The organism is Pseudomonas baetica (genome assembly GCF_051216495.1).
In the GTDB taxonomy this organism is placed as follows: domain Bacteria; phylum Pseudomonadota; class Gammaproteobacteria; order Pseudomonadales; family Pseudomonadaceae; genus Aquipseudomonas; species Aquipseudomonas baetica_B.
Genome location: NZ_JBPKAM010000014.1, coordinates 65,331 through 85,144 on the forward strand (window position 1 = coordinate 65,331; position 19,814 = coordinate 85,144).

General features: G+C 58.6%; 19 protein-coding genes. 13 read left to right on the forward strand and 6 right to left on the reverse strand.

Going from position 1 to position 19,814, the window contains the following annotated elements; translation table 11 throughout:
* Positions 1-95 precede the first annotated feature (95 nt).
* Together ACSFE6_RS07920 and ACSFE6_RS07925 are read right to left on the reverse strand one after the other, a co-directional pair.
* Positions 96-1,445: a heavy metal sensor histidine kinase gene (locus ACSFE6_RS07920; protein ID WP_435427079.1), complete on the reverse strand. Its 1,350-nt coding sequence runs from the start codon at positions 1,443-1,445 to the stop codon at positions 96-98.
* Entirely contained in the window at positions 1,445-2,125 is a 681-nt protein-coding gene (locus ACSFE6_RS07925; protein WP_435427080.1) for a heavy metal response regulator transcription factor, read from the reverse strand. Before ACSFE6_RS07925 ends, ACSFE6_RS07920 begins: the two co-directional genes overlap by 1 nt.
* 155 nt (positions 2,126-2,280) lie before the next feature.
* Between ACSFE6_RS07925 and copI the strand changes: the two genes are divergently transcribed.
* Both copI and queF read left to right on the forward strand, forming a co-directional pair.
* Positions 2,281-2,820, forward strand: coding sequence for a copper-resistant cuproprotein CopI (gene copI, locus ACSFE6_RS07930; RefSeq protein WP_435427081.1), 540 nt, complete (start codon positions 2,281-2,283; stop codon positions 2,818-2,820).
* A gap of 61 nt (positions 2,821-2,881) precedes the next feature.
* On the forward strand, positions 2,882-3,712 hold the full coding sequence (queF, locus tag ACSFE6_RS07935) for an NADPH-dependent 7-cyano-7-deazaguanine reductase QueF (RefSeq protein ID WP_435427082.1): 831 nt from the start codon (positions 2,882-2,884) through the stop codon (positions 3,710-3,712).
* Positions 3,713-3,775: 63 nt separating this feature from the next.
* On the opposite strand, the gene ACSFE6_RS07940 is transcribed toward queF, so the two are convergent.
* Both ACSFE6_RS07940 and ACSFE6_RS07945 read right to left on the reverse strand, forming a co-directional pair.
* Entirely contained in the window at positions 3,776-4,039 is a 264-nt protein-coding gene (locus tag ACSFE6_RS07940) for a DUF4404 family protein (RefSeq protein ID WP_435427083.1), read from the reverse strand.
* 108 nt (positions 4,040-4,147) lie between these two features.
* Entirely contained in the window at positions 4,148-4,768 is a 621-nt protein-coding gene (locus ACSFE6_RS07945; protein WP_435427084.1) for an HAD family phosphatase, read from the reverse strand.
* 199 nt (positions 4,769-4,967) lie between these two features.
* Here ACSFE6_RS07945 and ACSFE6_RS07950 point away from each other — a divergent pair, with 199 nt between their 5' ends.
* The 3 genes from ACSFE6_RS07950 (at position 4,968) to rssC (ending at position 7,651) form a co-directional block, all read left to right on the forward strand.
* Positions 4,968-5,657 (forward strand): MlaA family lipoprotein, encoded by a 690-nt coding sequence (locus ACSFE6_RS07950; protein WP_435427085.1) that lies wholly within the window; start codon positions 4,968-4,970, stop codon positions 5,655-5,657.
* Between the two features lie 330 nt (positions 5,658-5,987).
* Positions 5,988-7,169 (forward strand): two-component system response regulator RssB, encoded by a 1,182-nt coding sequence (rssB, locus tag ACSFE6_RS07955; RefSeq protein WP_433739608.1) that lies wholly within the window; start codon positions 5,988-5,990, stop codon positions 7,167-7,169.
* Positions 7,169-7,651 carry an anti-sigma factor antagonist RssC gene (gene rssC, locus ACSFE6_RS07960; protein ID WP_435427086.1) on the forward strand — a complete coding sequence of 161 codons (483 nt, stop codon included), beginning with the start codon at positions 7,169-7,171 and terminating at the stop codon, positions 7,649-7,651. Before rssB ends, rssC begins: the two co-directional genes overlap by 1 nt.
* Positions 7,652-7,880: 229 nt before the next feature.
* Here rssC and tal read toward each other — a convergent pair whose 3' ends face one another.
* On the reverse strand, positions 7,881-8,807 hold the full coding sequence (tal, locus tag ACSFE6_RS07965) for a transaldolase (RefSeq protein ID WP_435427087.1): 927 nt from the start codon (positions 8,805-8,807) through the stop codon (positions 7,881-7,883).
* Between the two features lie 191 nt (positions 8,808-8,998).
* Positions 8,999-9,955 (reverse strand): glycosyl hydrolase family 5, encoded by a 957-nt coding sequence (locus ACSFE6_RS07970; protein ID WP_435427088.1) that lies wholly within the window; start codon positions 9,953-9,955, stop codon positions 8,999-9,001.
* Between the two features lie 268 nt (positions 9,956-10,223).
* Here ACSFE6_RS07970 and ACSFE6_RS07975 point away from each other — a divergent pair, with 268 nt between their 5' ends.
* From ACSFE6_RS07975 to ACSFE6_RS08010, 8 genes are read left to right on the forward strand one after another with little or no spacing between them, the layout of a single operon-like run.
* Positions 10,224-10,664, forward strand: a complete 441-nt coding sequence (locus ACSFE6_RS07975) for a low molecular weight protein-tyrosine-phosphatase (protein WP_435427089.1) — start codon at positions 10,224-10,226, stop codon at positions 10,662-10,664.
* A 39-nt stretch (positions 10,665-10,703) separates the two neighbouring features.
* Positions 10,704-12,932: a polysaccharide biosynthesis tyrosine autokinase gene (locus ACSFE6_RS07980; RefSeq protein WP_435427090.1), complete on the forward strand. Its 2,229-nt coding sequence runs from the start codon at positions 10,704-10,706 to the stop codon at positions 12,930-12,932.
* 41 nt (positions 12,933-12,973) lie between these two features.
* Positions 12,974-14,056 (forward strand): glycosyltransferase family 4 protein, encoded by a 1,083-nt coding sequence (locus tag ACSFE6_RS07985; RefSeq protein WP_435427091.1) that lies wholly within the window; start codon positions 12,974-12,976, stop codon positions 14,054-14,056.
* A 14-nt stretch (positions 14,057-14,070) separates the two neighbouring features.
* Entirely contained in the window at positions 14,071-15,183 is a 1,113-nt protein-coding gene (locus tag ACSFE6_RS07990; protein ID WP_435427092.1) for a polysaccharide pyruvyl transferase family protein, read from the forward strand.
* Positions 15,180-16,412: a phosphoribosylaminoimidazole carboxylase gene (locus ACSFE6_RS07995; protein ID WP_435427093.1), complete on the forward strand. Its 1,233-nt coding sequence runs from the start codon at positions 15,180-15,182 to the stop codon at positions 16,410-16,412. The genes ACSFE6_RS07990 and ACSFE6_RS07995 overlap by 4 nt, the downstream gene beginning before the upstream one ends.
* Positions 16,403-17,506 carry a hypothetical protein gene (locus ACSFE6_RS08000; RefSeq protein WP_435427094.1) on the forward strand — a complete coding sequence of 368 codons (1,104 nt, stop codon included), beginning with the start codon at positions 16,403-16,405 and terminating at the stop codon, positions 17,504-17,506. Before ACSFE6_RS07995 ends, ACSFE6_RS08000 begins: the two co-directional genes overlap by 10 nt.
* A 12-nt stretch (positions 17,507-17,518) precedes the next feature.
* Positions 17,519-18,556, forward strand: a complete 1,038-nt coding sequence (locus ACSFE6_RS08005; RefSeq protein WP_435427095.1) for an acyltransferase family protein — start codon at positions 17,519-17,521, stop codon at positions 18,554-18,556.
* A 27-nt stretch (positions 18,557-18,583) separates the two neighbouring features.
* Positions 18,584-19,729 (forward strand): SGNH/GDSL hydrolase family protein, encoded by a 1,146-nt coding sequence (locus tag ACSFE6_RS08010; RefSeq protein WP_435427096.1) that lies wholly within the window; start codon positions 18,584-18,586, stop codon positions 19,727-19,729.
* Positions 19,730-19,814: the final 85 nt, after the last annotated feature.

Genomic DNA, 19,814 nt, shown 5'->3' on the forward strand with positions numbered 1-19,814 from the left:
CGCTCCCACAGGGTCTGTAGTCGTTGAAAAAACTATGGTTCAACTCGATCACTGTGGGAGCGGGCTTGCCCGCGATGAGGCCCGAACGGCTGGCCTCAATCCTGCCTTGGCAACTCAATTACAAACCGCGTCCATCCCTGATCTGATTCGCAATGAATCTGCCCTCCATGGGCACGGATGATCGACTGGGTAATCGCCAATCCCAACCCCGCATGCTCGCTGCTGCCTTCATGACGCGCCGGGTCTGCCCGGTAAAAACGGTCAAACAGGCGCGGCAGCAAATCGTCGGAAATCCCGTCACCGCTGTTTTCGACAATCAGGCGCAAGCCTTTGGTTTGATCGAGGATGTGAATCCGAATCTCACCCTTGGCCGGGGTGAACCGCAGCGCGTTGTCCAGCAAGTTGGAAAGCGCCCGCCGCAACATGCTGCGATCGCCTGCCAGGTGTGCGCCACCGTTACGGCTCAGGGTCACGTGTGCGTCTTCAGCCAGCGGTGCAAAAAACTCCAGTAACAGGTCCGTTTCCTCCGCTAGATCCAGCGGCTCGCGTTTTGGTATCAGCAAGCCGTGATCTGCTTTTGCCAGATAAAGCATGTCGTTGACCAGTTGTGCCATCCATTGCAGTTCTTCGAGGTTGCTGTGCAGCGCTTCGCGGTAGTCTTCGAGGGCGCGCGGGCGGGTGAGGGTGACCTGGGTGTGGGTCAGCAGGTTTGACAACGGTGTGCGCAGTTCATGGGCAATGTCGGCGGAGAACGCCGAAAGCCTTTGAAAGGAGTCCTCGAGGCGTCCGAGCATGGCATTGAAGTGGTGGGCCATTTCCGCCAGCTCCGGCGGCATGTTTTCTTCAGGCAGACGGGCGTTTAGCGATTGCGCCGAAACACCGCTGGCGACGGCACTGATGCGACGCAGCGGTTGCAAGCCACTGCGGGCAGCCCAGGCGCCGAGCAGTGCGGTGGCCAGTGCGGACAGGCCGACCGTCAACCAGATCAGGTGCTGCATGCGTTGCAGGAAATGCTGGTGATGGGTGATGTCCAGCAGCAGGGTCAATTGTGGTGAGTCAGCGGTATCGGTAAACAGCGGGGCGCTGAGGACGCGGTAATAGGTGCCGTCGTGATTGATCGTCGATAGTCCGGACTCTTGCGGAAGTTTGTCGGGCAAGCTCGTCGAACTGTCATACCAGCGCTTGCCATCACCGCTGGTGATGCGCAGCGACAGATCAGCCTGCCGGCTCAACTCTTCGGCCAGTTTGACTTCACTGTCGCTTGTTTGAACATCCTGTAGCGACCGCCGCAGACCTGTCAATTTGCTCTCCAGCAGTTGCTGATCGAGCTCGATAAAGTGCGCCTCGCTGGCGCGGCTGAACAGTACGCCGGCGAACAGCGATACCACCGCCGTGCAGGCGGCAAACAGCAGGGCCAGGCGACTGCTTAACGAAAGCCGTTGCATCAGGCGCTGCGCTCTTCGAGTACATAACCCATGCCGCGCACGGTGTGGATCAGTTTGCTGGGGAATTCATCGTCGATCTTCAGGCGCAAACGGCGGATCGCGACTTCGATGACATTGGTGTCGCTATCGAAATTCATGTCCCACACCTGGGAGGCAATCAGCGATTTGGGCAGCACTTCACCCTGACGGCGCAGAAGCATTTCCAGCAGGGCGAATTCCTTGGCTGTCAGGTCGATGCGCCGGCCGCTGCGCTCCACTCGACGGCGGATCAGGTCCATACGCAAGTCGGCCAGTTGCAGGCTGGTTTCCTGGGGCGTTGCGCTTCCACGACGCAACAGGCTGCGCACCCGGGCCAGTAGTTCGGAAAAGGCGAAGGGCTTGACCAGATAATCGTCGGCGCCGAGTTCCAGGCCGTGAACCCGATCCTCCACGGCATCCCGTGCGGTCAGAAACAGCACGGGGGTATCCAGGCCTGCACTGCGCACCGCTTGCAAAATCTGCCAGCCATCGCGGCCGGGCAGCATCACATCGAGAATCAACAACGCGTATTCGCCGCTCAGCGCCAGGTGCTGGCCGGTGCTGCCATCGGCCACCAGTTCGGTATTGAACCCGGCTTCGGTCAGGCCCTGGCGCAGGTAGTGGCCGGTTTTCGGTTGGTCTTCGACGATCAGCAGTTTCATGAGTGGCTCAGAGTAAATGGTGCGAACGCTTTATACCGTGGGCGATGCCGGTGAAGAGCAACCTGACAAAGTTGTAATCCGGCTGTCAGGTGACGGGCAGTACAGGCAGTTTAGAGTTTTCCGCAGAGTGAAACTTATCTTGTTGGAGTATGACGATGTTTTTACGCAAATCCGTGGTGCTGGCCGCCTGTTTGATGGCATTGAGCTCACCGGTGTGGGCGGCAGGGGCGCACAGCGATGACTTTGGCCAGTCCGCCCCGGCGACCAAGGCGACTCGCAGTATTGAAATGGTGATGGGCGACATGTCGTTCACCCCCAAGTCTATCGACATCAAGGCCGGGGAAACTGTGCGCTTCGTGCTGGTGAATAAGGGCCAGTTGTTGCATGAATTCAACCTCGGTGACGCAGGGATGCACGCTAAACACCAGCAGGAAATGCTGCAGATGCAGCAAAGCGGCATGCTCACGCCTACTGGCATGAAGGCAATGGATCACAGCGCAATGGATCATGGTGCCATGGGGCACGACATGAAGGGCGGCATGAAGCATGACGATCCCAATAGTGTGCTGGTGGAACCGGGCAAAACCGCCGAATTGACCTGGACCTTCAGCAAGGCCACCAACCTGGAGTTTGCCTGCAATATCCCCGGTCATTACCAGGCCGGCATGGTCGGCAAACTGACAGTCAGTCAGTAAGCACTCAAAGGCGGGAGCAAAGGCTGATAGAATCCGCTGATTCTTCAGTCAGGTTTCCGCCATGCATCCCGCAGCCGAACATTCGCCGCTGGGCAAATCCAGCGAATACATCGCCACTTACACGCCGTCCTTGCTGTTTCCGATCCCGCGTACCGCGAAGTGGGCCGAGCTGGGCCTGACGGCAGAAACATTGCCCTACAAGGGCGTGGACTTCTGGAACTGCTTCGAGCTGTCGTGGCTGTTGCCGTCGGGCAAGCCGGTGGTGGCGATCGGTGAGTTCAGCATTCCGGCGGATTCGCCGAACATCATCGAGTCGAAGTCGTTCAAGCTGTACCTCAACTCCCTGAACCAGACGCCGTTTGCCGACACCGCGAGCCTGGAAGCGACGCTGGTCAAAGACCTGTCCGCCGCTGCTGGCAAGCCGGTTGGCGTGCGCGTTCGCAGCTTGAAGGATGTCGAAGCCGAGGGCGTCGTGGCGTTGCCGGGCGTGTGCATCGATGAGCTGGATATCAGCGTCAGCAACTACGAGCATCCGCGCCCGGAGCTGCTGCGTTGTGATGAATCTCGGGTTGTCGAAGAGAGCGTGCACAGCCATTTGCTCAAATCCAATTGCCCGGTGACCAGTCAACCGGACTGGGGCAGTGTGGTGGTGGAATACCGTGGTGCGGCACTGGATCACGCCAGCCTGCTGGAGTACATCGTCAGCTTTCGCCAGCACTCGGACTTCCATGAGCAGTGCGTGGAGCGGATCTTCCTCGATCTGCAGCGCTTGCTGAAGCCGGAAAAACTCACGGTGTTTGCGCGGTATGTGCGCCGGGGCGGGCTGGACATCAACCCGTACCGCAGCACTGAAAGCGTGCAGCTGCCGAACCACCGCCTGGTGCGTCAGTAACCCGCATCGTGGACATGAAAAAGCCCTGCCAGTGATGGCAGGGCTTTTTTGCATTCGCGGGTTTCAGATGCCCATGCTGACCAGGGAATTCACGATGTTGCGCAAGGTGCCGGCGATGGTGGGGTGTTCGAGTTCGAAGCGTTCGACGGCCAGGTTCACTCCGTCGGCGAGATTGGAGTCCTGGGTTTTGGTTTCCAGTTCAAGTTCCAGTTCGATCTGTTGCATCAGTGCATGCAGGTCTGCGCGCTCGGTGTCCGACAGCGGCGGATTCTGTTCCAGTTGCTCGCGCAGGGTGTTGAGCTGTTCTTGCAGTTCGCGGGCGGGCATGGCGTTTTCCTTTTATCAAGAGGCACTGGCATAGACCGCAGCCGTGCGCCAAAGGTCTATGGCTCTCCTTAAGACTAATCCACTCTTGAGCAACCTGCATGATCCTGGTCAGGGCTTTTCGCCCTTGAGCCTGCGCAAGTTGATATCCGCCAGACAGGTATCGAGTTCACCCAGGTGATCGATCACCGAATGCACGCCCAGCCCAAACAGTTGCATCGTTGCCTTGCCGCGTTTGATGTCTCGTTCCTGCGGCAACAGGGCCTGCCATTGCGCGGGCGAGAGCCCGCAGAGTGAGCCGCAGGACGCCAGGCCGATGGTCCACAAGCCTGCGTTGAGCCCCGATTGCAGCAAGCGGGGTTCGCCGCTGACCAACACGCAGCCATCCAGTCGCTCGACGTTCAACGCCATTAGCGCGTGCCAGCATGCATTCGGGGCCGGCCAGGGTTGGATTGTTGCGGGGTGTTGCAAAGGTTTGATCCATTCCGGCAGGCCAATGGCCAGGGAATGGCTGAGGGCAGGGGGCAGTTCGTCGAGCCAGGCGCAGGGTATTTGCTGGCGCTGCAAGGAGTTCAGGCTGTCGAGGGCGCCAGGCGTGGCCTCGGCGTGCTCGGCAGCAGGGTCTTCGAGCAGGCGTGTACGAGCGCCGAAATCCACCAAGCAACCACTGAGACCGAACAGCACCGCGGTCAGGTTTGGCGCGGCTTGGGGTGAGGTTTCGGCATGCGGCATGTCAACGTCCCTGAAATAGCCTCAAGGCTAGGGATCATCGGTGACAGTTGCGTGACATGGATGTGAATCGCTCACAATTGACATCAATCATCCGCAGGCGTGCGGGTGCAATGCTGCCTAAAGTGGCAATTGCGTCTTATACTGCGATCTTTGCGTCGAGCCAAGCGGCCGGCGAAGGTACAGTCCAAGGAGTTTTTTTATGCGCTGGAGCCATTATCTCGCTCAGCTTTGTGTATCCGCCAGCGTACTGCTGGTTCCGTTCGTTGCCCAGGCCGCTTCGGAAGACGATCCTTGGGAAAGCATCAACCGCCCGATCTACAAATTCAACGACGTCGTCGATACCTATGCGCTCAAACCGTTGGCCCAGGGCTACCAGTTCGTGACGCCGCAGTTTCTTGAAGACGGCATCCACAACATGTTTCGCAACGTCGGCGATGTGACCAACCTCGCCAACGATATCTTGCAGGCCAAACCGGCGGCTGCAGGTGTCGACACCGCACGGTTGATCTTCAACACCACCTTCGGCCTGCTGGGCTTCTTCGACGTGGGCACCAAAATGGGCCTGCAACGCAACGACGAAGATTTTGGCCAGACCCTGGGTTACTGGGGCGTGGGCAGTGGTCCATACGTGATGCTGCCGCTGCTCGGGCCAAGTACCGTGCGTGACGCGCCGTCGAAGTTCGTCGACAGCTATACCGGCCCGTACCGCTATATCAACGACGTGCCGGTGCGCAATTCGATTTTCGCGCTGAACGTTGTGGATACCCGCGCTGATCTGCTGTCGTCCGAGAAGCTGATCACAGGCGACAAGTACACCTTCATTCGCAATGCGTACCTGCAGAACCGTGAGTTCAAGGTGAAAGACGGTCAGGTCGAAGACGATTTTTGATCTCGACCATTAACTGAAGAAGGCGGCCATTGAGCCGCCTTCTTCATTTTTCGCCTGCTTTCGTCCTTCCATTGAGTTACGGTTTTGACTGTTCTTATAACTCCCGGTGATTTGGAGCGCGCAGACGTCAAGCGACCATCGGCATGAGCTTGAAACACCTCGCGGATGGGAGTACCGTCTGCGCCTTAGAAGGGCACCTCTGGTGTACCTGTGTGTAGGGCGAATGCTCTATAACAGTGCGACAGAGAGGCTAGAAAGCGAATCCAGTAGTGTGAGCCGGGCCAATTCCCAAGCCGCTACGCCAACCTAATTCTGGCGCCGTTTGCCCACATGCCAAAAACCAGTGCCACGCTGCTGATAATCGATGATGACGAAGTAGTGCGCGCGAGCCTCGCGGCCTATTTGGAAGACAGTGGTTTCAGCGTCTTGCAGGCCAGCAATGGTCAGCAGGGTCTTCAGGTATTCGAGCAAGACAAGCCCGACTTGGTCATCTGCGATCTGCGCATGCCGCAGATGGGCGGACTCGAACTCATCCGCCAGGTCACTGAACTGTCGCCACAGACGCCCGTGATCGTGGTGTCGGGTGCCGGCGTGATGAACGACGCGGTCGAGGCGCTGCGCCTGGGCGCGGCGGACTACCTGATCAAGCCTCTCGAAGATCTGGCGGTGCTCGAGCACTCGGTGCGCCGGGCCCTGGATCGCGCACGCCTGCTGTTGGAGAACCAGCGCTACCGCGAGAAGCTGGAAAAGGCCAACCGCGAGCTGGCTGCCAGCCTGAACCTGCTCCAGGAAGACCAGAACGCCGGTCGCCAAGTGCAGATGAACATGCTGCCGGTCAGCCCCTGGGCCATCGACGAGTTCAAGTTCGCTCACCAGATCATCCCGTCGTTGTACCTGTCGGGTGATTTCGTGGACTATTTCCGGGTCGATGAGCGTAGGGTAGCGTTCTATCTAGCTGACGTTTCCGGTCATGGCGCCTCCTCAGCCTTCGTCACCGTGCTGTTGAAGTTCATGACCACGCGCTTGCTCTTCGAGTCCAAGCGCAGCGGCACCTTGCCGGAATTCAAGCCTTCAGAGGTTCTTGGTCATATCAACCGGGGCCTGATCAGTTGTAAGCTGGGTAAACACGTCACAATGGTCGGTGGTGTCATCGACGAGGAGACAGGTTTGTTGACCTATAGCATCGGTGGTCATTTGCCGTTGCCTGTGTTGTACACACCCGACAGTGTTCGTTATCTGGAAGGGCGTGGCCTGCCGGTGGGCCTCTTCAACGAAGCCACCTACGAAGACCACGTGCTGGAGCTGCCGCCGACGTTCAGCCTGTCGCTGATGTCTGATGGCATTCTGGACCTTTTGCCAGAGCCCACACTCAAAGAAAAAGAAGCTGCATTGCCCCAGCGGGTCAAGGCAGCGGGCGGCAGCCTGGATGGCCTGCGGCAGGTTTTTGGATTGGCCACGCTAGGGGAGATGCCGGATGATATCGCCCTGTTGGTGTTGAGCAGGAATCTTTAATGAGTACTGGTAGAATCCAGTTCGCCGAGCAGGAGGGCACCTTCGTCCTCAAGTTCATCGGTGAAGTTCGCCTGACCCTGTGTTCGGCGTTGGATGCGACTATCGAGAAAATCTTCACCGCGATGAATTTCAACGCGATCGTGATCGATTTGACCGAAACCCGCAGCATCGACAGCACCACCCTCGGCCTGCTGGCCAAGCTGTCGATCCTGTCGCGGCAAAAGGTCGGCCTGCTGCCGACCGTCGTCACCACCCACGAAGACATCACCCGTCTGTTGCAGTCCATGGGCTTCGAGCAGGTTTTCAACATCGTTGACAAGCCGGTGCCGTGCCCGGAATGCCTGGACGACCTGCCTGATCAGGACCAGTCCGAAGAGGTGGTGCGGATCAAGGTGCTGGAAGCGCACAAGATCCTTATGGGCCTGAACGATTCCAATCGTGAAGCGTTCCATGATCTGGTGAATGCGCTGGAGCGGCATTGACCGGCTGAACACCAGACCCTGTGGCGAGGGAGCTTGCTCCCGTTCGGCTGCGTAGCAGTCGTAAACCCTACGAACCGGTTTCTGCCTGGTACAACAAAGTGAGCAATTCAGGGTTGCTTCGCAACCCAGCGGGAGCAAGCTCCCTCGCCACAATTGAACACCGGTTTCAAAATAACAAAAAAGGGCGAACCCACCAGGGTTCGCCCTTTTTGCATTGCGCCGACTCAGATCACAGCTTGGCCTGCAGCAACGCCTCGAGCTTTTCCTGGTCCCGGGCAAACTGACGAATGCCTTCGGCCAGTTTCTCGGTCGCCATGGCGTCCTCGTTGGACAGCCAGCGGAACTGCGCTTCATTGAGGCTCAAGCGTGCTTCACCGGCATGCCCCGGCGCCAGTTTGCGTTCCAGCTTGCCGGTATCTGCCGCCAGTTTGTCGATCAGGTCCGGGCTGATGGTCAAGCGGTCGCAACCGGCCAATTGTTCGATCTGGCTCAGGTTACGGAAGCTGGCGCCCATCACCACGGTTTTGTAGTCGTTGGCCTTGTAGTAGTTGTAGATGCGCGTCACCGACTGCACGCCAGGATCGTCCGTGCCGGTGTATTCGTTGCCGGTGGCTTTCTTGTACCAGTCGTAGATGCGGCCTACGAATGGCGAAATCAGGAACACGCCTGCGTCGGCACAAGCGGCTGCCTGGGCGAAGGAGAACAGCAGGGTCAGGTTGGTCTGGATGCCTTCCTTTTCCAGGATCTCGGCAGCGCGGATGCCTTCCCAGGTGGAGGCGATCTTGATCAGCACACGGTCGCGACCAATACCGGCTTTTTCGTACAGCTCGATCAGGCGGTGCGCACGCTTCAATACGGCGTCACAGTCAAACGACAGGCGCGCATCCACTTCGGTGGAGATGCGGCCAGGGATCACCTTGAGGATTTCCTGCCCCACCGCGACGCCAAAGCGGTCGCTGGCCAGGCCCACGTCGCCCTTGCAGTCGCTGACACAGGCATTCAGCAACTCGGCATAAGCGGGAATGGCCGCGGCTTTGAGCAGCAGGGAAGGGTTGGTGGTAGCGTCCACCGGTTTAACGCGAGCGATCGCTTCGAAGTCGCCGGTGTCGGCAACCACGGTGGTCATTTGTTTGAGTTGTTCCAGCTTGGAAGTCATGGGCGTGCTCTATCCTATGGGTCTGATGACATTACCCGAGCGCTGACAGCCACTCAAGGGTGCTTGCGTGTATAGACGGCCCGGGAGGCAACATCCTCAAAACGGCTGTTTGAAAGGCCGGGCGCGGTATCGATGAATACGATGCCAAAACCGCTCACAGGTTCAAAGCAGCTGACCTGTGACCGTAGGTTCTACTGTGCTTTGAGCTGTATGTCGGCCGCCATTTTCGCCGGCTTCGGCTGACCATCAGAGGTCAACAGGCCAAAATTCTTCTCCCGATCATTACCGCCCGTCTCACTGTTTTTCCATTCATAAATCGACGTCAGCGCAATGTTGAGTTTTTTCACCCCGGCGATGAAGGCTTCGGTTTTCCGGGCCTGTCCCTCGTCCCCGCCGTTGGAACCCAGCGCCGGTACGCCCCATTCACTGATGACCCCCGGCAGATGGAAATTCTGCTGGATAAACCTCTGGGCATTGCTGATCTGCGCGCCGGTCATGCCATAGGGGTGATAGGAAAGGGCCGTGAGGCATTCGGGGTAATCACTGACGATGCGCTTGACGGCCGCCGCCGCAGCAGAACCCGCAACGGGCGGGCGGGCAAAGCCAAAACCGATCAGGGGTGTCGATCGCGGTGTGCCCTGCAGCGACTGGCACACAGCGCTCATGAACGGCGCAAATGTCGTATCGAAATGGCGCGTCGGCCAGTACTTTGCCAGGTCCGGCTCATTCCAGATTTCAATCGCCACGAGTTGCGAGCCATATGACTGCTCAAGGCCTGTCAGCGCCTTCGCGAACGCTTCACCCGCTGTCGCCAGGCCATCGGGAGTTGTGGCCAGCGGCTTGATGGCGCGTACAGTCATCAGTACCGGAAGGCCGGCGGACCTGGCGGTTGCAAAGGCGTCGCTGATCTGCTGCCGATAGGCCGCCCCGCCAAGGCTGTCGGTCCATACGCCGAGGCGTACAAAACCGAAGCCTGCCGCTTTGATCTGCCCGGCATCGGCGGGGGTGAAGTTTTGGATCTTCACCTGGACGCCAACAGTCTTGTTTTCAGGCAGTGCCGGGAACAGTGCGCTGGCATGCACCTGGCTGGCTGCACCGAGCATCCACAGTGAGAGTGCGCTGAGTCGCTTGAACCGTACTGATTTCATGTCTGCTCTTATTCGCTATTTCGTTATTCATCTTTTGACGAGGGCGAGGATACGAAGTGCACGAATGTTAGTTTTTGTCAGAAAACGCCGCGTTGAAAATCACAGTTATTTTTGGTCCGGTAATTCTGATTGGGGGGCTTTTTGGCCTGTGGTACTTAATGCACTGGTATTAACAAGGCGCATCTATTTCCGAGTGCAGGAAGGTCTTGTGGGTTCATTTAAATCCACTCGACATGTTGGCCGATTGACATTACACGGAAGGCAAACCTTGTTCAAAAAGATTCTTGTCGTCTGCGTGGGCAACATTTGCCGAAGTCCGACCGCAGAGTTGTTGCTGCGTAACGCGTTGGCACCCTCAGCCATCACCGTGGCCTCCGCAGGCCTGGCTGCTCGGGTTGGCGAGTCCATGGAGACCACGGCGCGTCAGGTTTTGGAGAACCATGGGCATAGCGCCGAGGGGTTCAAGGCGCGGCAACTCACCGCAGATATTGTTAATGAGTCCGACCTGATTCTGGTCATGGAAAAAGAACATGTAAAACAAGTACTGAGTATCGCCTCTCATGCCAGGGGCAAAGTGTTTCTTCTCGGCAAGTGGCAGAGCGAACGAGAAATACAGGATCCGTATCGTCAAGGAAAGGCCGCTTTTATTCATGCCCATGCATTGATTGAAGATGCTGTTTGCTCATGGGCACAGCGCCTCGGGTATTGATGAATATTCTTCAGATCAGTGAATGGTAAGAACAAACTTATGCAGTTACCGTCAGTAGTCGGCACCCGGGACAACGAGCGAGACGATATTGATCTTCTCGGTGTATTTGGCTCTTTGATTGACCAGAAATGGCTGATAGGCGCGCTCACCGGTGCATTCATGGTGACCGGTGTGGCCTATGCGGTGTTGTCGACGCCGGTGTACCTGGCGAACGCACTGGTGCAGGTCGAACCGAAAAAGAACGACATGCTTGGTTTTTCGGATCTCAACAGCATGCTCGGCGGGCAATCGCCGTCGGTGACCGAAATCGGCATCCTCAAGTCCCGCGCGGTGATCGGCAAAACCGTCGATGACCTGCACTTGGACATCGACGTGACGCCCAACACTTTTCCGCTCATTGGCGGTTTTTTCGCCCGACGTTATCGGGGCGATACCGAGTCCAGTGTGGCAGCGCCACGACTGGGCTTGAGCCGCTACGCCTGGGGCGGTGAACGCCTGGAGATCACGCGGCTCGATTTGCCCAAGGAGCTGTTGGGCAAGAAGCTCACGCTGATTGCGGGTGCAGACCATCGATTCCAGCTGTTGGATGACAACGACAACCTGCTGGTTGAAGGCGTTGCTGGCACTGCCTTTGCCCAGAACGGGGTAGAGGGGGTGATTGCCCGATTGCAGGCGAACCCGGGCACTCGCTTCGAAGTGGTGCGCAATCCAAGGATCGTGGCTATCCAGAACTACCAGGATGCGCTGGATATTTCCGAGCAAGGCAAGGAGTCGGGCATCATCCGTCTCGCCCTGGCCAGCACCGATGCGCCTGAGGCCGTGAAGATCCTCAACAAGGTCTCGTCGTTGTATGTACAGCAGAACGTGCAGCGCACCTCGGCCGAAGCGGCGCAGAGCCTGGCCTTCCTGCAAGGCCAATTGCCCCAGGTCAAACGCGATCTGGCCAAGGCCAGCGAAGCGCTCAACAGCTATCAAACCCACGGCAAGACCGTCAACATTTCCCTCGAAACCCAATCGGTGCTGGGGCAGGCCGTCACGCTGGATACCCGGATCTCCGAGTTGAAATTGCAACAGGCGGAGCTGGATCGCAAATTCACCCGGCAGCACCCGGCGTATCGCGCATTGATGACGCAGATCGGCGAATTGACCCAGCAGCAGAAGTCGCTGGAGAGCAAGGTCCAGGATTTGCCGGCCACGCAACAGGAACTGCTGAACCTGACCCGCGATGTGGAAGTGGCGTCGCAGATTTACACGCAACTGCTGAACAAATCCCAGGAACTGGACATCGTCCGGGCAGGGGCGGTGGGGAACGTGCGGTTGGTCGACACGGCGGATGTTGACATGACCAGTCCGGTGAAACCGCGCAAAGCCCTGATCGTCCTGATCGCGACGTTCCTCGGCGCCTTCGTCGGCGTGGCGTTAGTGTTGCTGCGTAAATCCCTGAGCCGTGGCTTGGAAGCACCGGAAGCCATCGAGCAGATGGGGTTGCCGGTGTACGCGTCGATTCCCTACAGCCCGCTTCAACAGGAAGAAGACAGTAAAAAAGTGCGTGCCAAGGACGGGGCGGACTCGCCGGCCTATCTGTTGGCCCTGCGCAGCCCGACGGACCTGTCCATCGAGTCGATCCGCAGCCTGCGCACCTGTTTGCACTTTGCCGGGCTGGACTCGACCAACAACCGGATCATGATTTCCGGCCCCAGTCCGCAGGTCGGCAAAACCTTCGTGTCCTCCAACCTGGCGGCAGTCATGGCTCAAAGCGGACAGCGCGTGGTGCTGATCGATGCCGACATGCGCAAAGGGCACCTGCACCGAACGCTGAACACCCCGATCAGCAATGGCCTGTCGGACCTGTTGGTCAAGCGCTGCACCATTGAGCAGGCGATCAATAAGGTCGAAGTGGAAAACCTGCACTTCATCAGCCGTGGCCAGATTCCGCCCAATCCTTCAGAGCTGTTGATGCACGCCAACTTCCGCGAGCTGTTGGCGCAACTCAGCGAGCTGTATGACGTGGTGATCATCGATACGCCTCCGCTGCTTGCCGTGACGGATGCGGCGATTGTCGGTCGCGAAGCGGGAATCAGCCTGATCGTCACCCGCTTCGGAGTGAACCCGGCCAAAGAGATCGAAATGACGATTCGTCGATTCGCCCAGAACGGTATCGAGTTGAAAGGGGCGGTTTTCAATGGTGTCGAGAAACGTGCCGCCAGCTACTACGGCAACGGTGGCTACGGTTACTACAACTACGAATACGCGTCGGACAAATCCTGAGTGTCAGCGATTGTCATTACATGCATGGAAGTGGGTGGGTTGTGAAAAAAATACTGCACGTGGCTGAAACGATAAAAGGTGGCGTCGCTACCGTTATCCGGACGATATCGACTTCGCCCGAAGACGAGGCTGCGAACTATGAGCTGGTCTACCTGGTTCCACTCGACCAGCAGAAAGAATTGCATGGCGTCGATGAGCAACAGGTGCGGACCTTCGTCCGAACCGGGCGAAATGTGGCGTCGTTGCTGCGTTTTGCCTGGCAACTGGCTCGGGTGATTTTCAAGGAAAAACCCGATGTGGTGCATTTGCACAGCACGTTTTCCGGGGTGATCGGTCGTTGCGTGTGCCTGGTCCTGCGGCCCTGGCGTTCGCCGAAAATCGTTTACTGCCCCCATGCCTTTTCGTTCCTGATGGAAAGCTCGCCGACCAAGCAGAAAGCCTATTCGCTGATTGAGCGCCTGTTGCAGAAGGTCACGGACGTGATCATCTGCGTCAGTCAATACGAACTGGACAAAGCGGCGGCGTTTGGCATCCAGCGCAAGCGCATGCGGCTGATCTACAACGGCATTCATCACAAGGATGACGAGCGCAAGCCCCAGGACCCGGAGCCGATTCATCTGCTGTTCGTCGGGCGGCTCGACTACCAGAAAGGTTTCGACGTGTTGCTCAAGGCCTATGCCAAGGTACAGCGCAGCGATCTGAAATTGACGGTGGTGGGCAGTGCGGTCAACGAGGATACGGTCGAATGTCCGCCTTTGGACGGCGTTGAATACCTGCCTTGGGTAACCCCGGCGGAGGTGCATGCGCTGTACCAAAAGGCCGATGCCCTGATTGTCCCGAGCCGCTGGGAAGGTTTTGCCATGGTGCCCCTGGAAGGCATGGCCATGGGCTTGCCGGTGATCGCCAGCGACTGCACTTCCTTGCCTGAGTTGGTCACCCACGGGGTGACGGGCTACGTGTTTCCCACCGGTGATCACCAGGCACTCGCCGACCGGCTGAAGAAGATCCAGAAACCCGCGTTGTCCGCCCTGGGTATCGAAGGTCGCAGGATCGTCCGCGAGCGCTTCAGCGCCGCGTTGATGATCCGGCAAACCTACGACCTGTATAGCGCTCCCACTTATTAAGTAGAAATCAGCTTATGAACGTTACGATTTTGCATGGCTACAGTGCCTCCAATTCCGGTGATGGCCTGCTCGTGGACCTGGCCATTGCCTTGGTACAACGAAATTTTGGTGACGATACTTCAATCCATGTCGTGGCATCCGACCCGCAATCGTTCAGTTACTTGCCCCATCCGCGTTTCGACGCGCCGGTGATGGCTGCCAAGGGCCTGGGGCGGGTCAAGCAGGCCGTGTTCCTCAATCAGTCCTATGCAGGGCTTGCGAATCTATTGAAGACCAGTGATTTGATTGTCGGGGTCGGCGGCGGCTACATGCGCTCCAAAAGTGCCTTCGAACATATCAAGTTGAAACTGGGGCACGCCAAGCAACTGGAAACGGCGATTCTCAGCAAGGTGCCGTCGGTGTACCTGCCGCAAAGCATCGGTCCTTTCCATGGCGAGAGCAGCAAGATCGTCGAGCATTACGCCCGCGCCGATGCGGTGTTTGTGCGGGACAACAGGTCGTCGGCGATGTTCGATGCCTGTGAAAACGTGTACCGGGCACCGGACCTGGCGGTCCAGGCACTGGCCAGCAAAATTCTCATGCAGCCCAAGTTCACCCGCTGCGCCTCGTCGCCGGCAACCGTGTGTGTCGTACTGCGCAAGCCGCCGGAGTGGAGCAAGGAAAAGAAAGTCGCCTACGTGGCCAATCTCAAGGTGCTGCTGCAGCGCTTGAAGAACAAGAGCAAAGTGGTCTGCGCAGTGCAGAGCGCGGTGCGCGGCAACGATGACGGTGCGTTCTATCGGGAACTGGGTATTACCGAAGAACTGCTGCCGTTGAAGGCCACGCTGGCCAAGTACCAACCGGACCTGGTGATTTCCGTCCGTCTGCATGGCGCCATCGAATCGCTGCTGTCCGGCGTGCCGGCGTTCCACATCAGCTATGAGCGCAAGGGCTTTGGCGCCTATCAGGACATGGGTGTGGAAGACTGGGTGATCAATGGCGGCGATATCGATGTCGATACCATCATCAACACGGTTTACGCGCCGAACGCGCTGTCGAACTTCGGCAAGCGCCTGACTGACACCTGCCGCGAGATCGAAGCCAAAACCGTGGCCATGGACGAGATCATCAAAGGAATCGTTCGATGATATTGCGGCTGTTGCTCCGGGGCGGGGCATTGGGCGCCAAGTTTCTGCTGGTGTTGGCCATCACCCATTACCTGGGTTATGACGCGTTGGGTTTCTACGGCGTGGTCATGGCGGCTTCCTTGATTGCATCGAAGTTCTACAGCGTCGGCTTCAGTTCCGAAATCAATCGGCTGATCAGTGTCGGCGGCAGTTCGCGGCGGGTCGTCGACAAAGTGCTGTTGCTGTACCTGGCGGTGGGGTTGGTGTTGTCGGTGCTGACAGTGATGATTTATTCACTGTTCCAGACGGTCGAGGCGACGACCACGCTGATCCTCTGCGTGACGCTGGTGCTGCTCACCGAGCACCTGTCCTTCGAAATCAACTCCTTCGTATTTTCCGCGCAGAAAGCCACGGCGGGTGCAGTGCTGTTTTTCATCAAGACAGGTCTGTGGGCGCTGTTGGCGGTGGGCGGGATGGCGCTCGGCTGGGTGTCCGGGATCGCCAGTGTGTTGTGGCTGTGGGTGGCCGCCAACGTGCTGGTGATCGTGGCCGGTTACCTGATTGTGGTGAATGTCCATCGGGGGCGCGTGACGGGGACCCTGGCTACGGCCACCGTGTGGAAAGCCGGGTTGCCGTTTTACTTGGGCACGGGGCTTATTGCGTTGAGTCAGTACGCCGAGCGTTTCCTGATTATCGACCTCGAACCCTACGCCAGCCTGGGTAAATATGTGTACGCCTGGTCGGCGGCCAACACCTTGCAAGCGCTGTCTTACGCGGTAGTGGCGGTGGTGGGGATTCCCGTACTCGCCAAGCGTTATCAGGCCGATCAACATCCGTTCACGGTCAGGCAGCTGTTCGTGAACAAGTGGGTGATGCGCTCGCTGGCAGTGTCGGCGGCTGTGGCGGTGATGATTTATCTGTTCTTTAATCTCGTGCTTGATTACGTTCCCACGGAGGTTGCGCGTCCGGACAACGCGATCCTCGGCGTGCTGATTGTTTCCTTTGCCCTGCGCGCCATCGGCGACATCGTCTGGGGCGGGCTGATCGCCTCGAAAAACAGCCGGGTGTCACTCGCCAGTGCGGCCATCTGCCTGCTGGTTTCAGCCCCGGTCAGTTACGTGCTGATCAAGCATTACTCGATCCTTGGCGCGGCCTGGGGCAATGTCTTCGGGATCATCGTGCAGCTTGGCGTCATTGCCGTGTTGACCCGTGTGACCCAAGCGAAAAAGGCTGCCTTGTCATGGGCCTGAAGCTGCCGTGCATCGAGTTTCGCGGCAAAAAACTCGATTCGTCGATTTCGTTTTTGATCCTGTTCACCGGCCTGTTTCTGTCGGTGGCGATGCCGCTGCTGATCCCCCGCGATCCTGGCCCGGATGCCATGACCCTGTGGTCGTCCTATGCCCGCGCCGACAACTGCAATTTCTGGAATCCGTTCTCGCCGGATCGCTCGTCCTACGAGTGTTCGGCGTTCCTGCTGCGACCCACCGGGATCAATCTGACCAACGCCTGGGCGTACGGGATGTTCTGCAATTTCTTCCTGACGGCGATTCCGGTGGTGGTGTTCCGGCGCATGCCGCTGGCGATCTTCGGCACGCTGTGCCTGTGGGGCGTGGTGCGCTCGTTCTTCCTGGAAAACCTGACCAAGGAAATCATCGTGTCCGTGGCGGTGTTGAGCATTCTGCTCAGCTCGTTGACGCGCAAATATCGCGGCGGATTTTTCTTTTCGGCGGTGATCTACGGCGTGCTGATCCGGCCTTACTGGATTCTGTTTTCACTGTCGTGGGTCGGCGTCTGCGTGATGAAGAAGTACGTGTCGCGCTTCACCTTCTTCCTGATGCTGTTCCTGTTTTACCTGGCGGTGGCCATGGCAATCCAGGTGGCCCTCGGGTTTCCGGTGTCGTCGATTCGCGCCAGTAACAACGAGCTGCGCACGGCGGGCGAGGAGGGGTCGAAGTCGTTGATCGTGTCCTGGCTCAGCGGCGGCGATTTCGTCTCCCAGGCACTTGACTCGATGATCATCTTCTTCCGGTTGTCGTTCCCGGTGGAGCTGATCCTGCTCTCGGGCCCGGGCCAGGTGATCTTCGTGGCGTTGATGATCATGACCGCGCTGCTGCTGTTCAAAGTCATCACCTCCACCGATTACAAAGGCGCGCCGATCCAGACCAAACCGAAGGAACTGATCGCGATTCCCCTGGCGTTTTTGCTGGTTCAGGGGTTGTTCGAACCGGACTTCGGCTCCTTCGCCCGCCACTTCTCCATGGTAGTGCCGGTGCTGTTCGTTGGCCTGGGCCTGATGTTGCGGGCGAACAAACCGGTGTTGGTTGAGTCAAGAATTCTGAATTGAGGCAGGTGCTGTATGTCGGGTAAGAAAAAGTCCCTGGAGATCGAAACCCTGCGCGGCCTGGCGTGCCTGCTGCTGGTGCTCTATCACGTGATCGGTCCGTTGGGCGGCGGCTTGAAAATAGACCTGGGCTCGCCGTTCCGGGTGATCGCCGATTCCATGGTGTACGTGCGTATGCCGCTGTTCACCTTCATCTCGGGTTACATCTATTCGATCTACAAAATCCGCAACAATGATTTTTCGGCATTTTTCAACGGCAAGGTGCGGCGGTTGATCGTGCCGCTGTTTTGCGTGGGGATTCCGTTCTCGGTGTTGCAGGCGGTGGGCCCCGGTGTGAACAAGGATGTCGGGGTGATCGACGCGTTGTTGTCGTTCTACGTGCCGATCAACCATTTCTGGTTCCTGCAGGCGGTGTTCATCATTTTCATGTTTGTCGGCCTGCTGGAATGGCGCGGGCTGCTGCGCACAGCGACGCGTTTATACCTGTTGTTTGCGTTTGCGGCGGTGGTGTTTCTGTTGCCGCCCTTCACGGTTGACGCGTTTGGCATCAACGGTGCGATCTACCTGCTGCCGTTTTTCGTGGCCGGGATGATTGGTCAGGAAAATGTCAGCCGTTTGAAGCAATCGCTCAAGGTGATCGGCCCGTTGGTGTTCGTGCTGATATCGCTGACGCTGCTGTATGTGGCAGCGGTAGATCGCGAGTTGATCGTCGATCGTCGCAGCCTGATCGGTCTGACGGTGGGTTGCGTGTCCTGCATCGCACTGCTGTCGAGCGATATGCGTTCGAAGTGGCTGACTTGGTTGGGCGGATATTCCTACGCGATTTTCCTGTTCCATGTGTTGTTTGCCGCCACTTCGCGGTTTGTCCTGGGGCGTCTGGGCGTGAAAGACGAAAGCCTGCTGGTGTTGGGCGGTGTGGCCTGCGGTTTGCTCGGGCCGGTCGTACTGTCGATGGTGTTCAGCCGGTTCAATTTCACCTCCGTACTGTTTCTGGGTGAGCGCGCGACGGCCAGGAAACCGGCGGCCCCCATCGCCACGGCGACGCCCACGTGATGAGTGTCCGAGTGAAGGAGGCGAGCGATGTACGCTGTCGATGATGGGCGTCCCGTTGCGGCGGCCGTGGTCGACATCGGTGATGCACACGAGCGATTCGGCCAGTGGCGCGAAGGGAAGGCCGGGAAGGTTCTTTCGATCTCCGTGATCGGCGACAGCTACAGCGCCGGGCAGGATTTCTATCTGAACAAACTGGTGCAGCGGCTGGTCGGGGAGGTGGGTTTCGCAGGGCCCGGCTATGTCGGCTTCAACCACGGCGCAGCGCTCGGCGGCACGCAGTACAAATACACCCGCAGCAGCGAGAAGTATTTCGGCGGCGACTGGCTGGTGTCCGGTCTTGGCCAGGCCAGTCCCGACAGCCGGACCGTAACGGGGCGCCCCGGCGCTTGGTTGCAGATCGATGCCAACCCCACACCGTCGATCGACACGGCCGTCACCCGGGCGAAACTGCTTTACCTGGGCAATGGCGAGTCCGCGCAGGTGCGCTATCGCTGGGCGCCATCGGACACGTGGCAGCCATTGACGCTCGCAGGTTCGGGTGTTCAGGAGGTGCCACTGCCTGGCGCATCGGCGGCGGACTGGGCGTTCAGGCTGGAGGTGGTCAAGGGTGCACCGACGCTGTTTGGCCTTTGGCTCGGCAACGAGCAGAAAGGCGTGCGGGTGTCCAAGCTCGCAGCGTCCGGCGCGGCGTCTGCCGACTTCTACCACGACGATGTGCGATGGCAGGCACAGTGGAAGGCAGTGGTGTCGAAGATCCCCGCCGACATCTACCTGATCATGCTGGGCGGCAATGATCAGGGCTTTGGCGTGAAGCCGGAGCAGTATCTGAAAAACATTCAGGGATTGGTGGGGATGGTCCGCGAGATCCACCCGGCGGCGAGCATCAACCTGATCCTGCGCCAGGACACCACGCGCTCCAGTGCCTGGCCGATGTCGGCTTATGCGCAGGTCCTGGCGCCCTGGGCGCGGGCGCAGCACCTGGGTTACGCCAATCTGCAATGCGCGTTCGGCACCGACGTGAAACGCTACGCCGGCATGATCGGGCCGGACCGGATTCATCCGGTTCCGGCCACGGGAGGGAAGGTGATTGCCGATTACTTCTATCGCATGATTGTGGACGACTCACCGATAGACTGTGGGAGCGAGCCTGCTCGCGATGATCGTGAACGATAACGCGGGCGGCCAGTTGCCCAGGGCGCTCTCGGGTTTTTTGCGGAAAAGCTCGCTTCCACCCGGGGTGACAGTCCGCTTTTTCTCA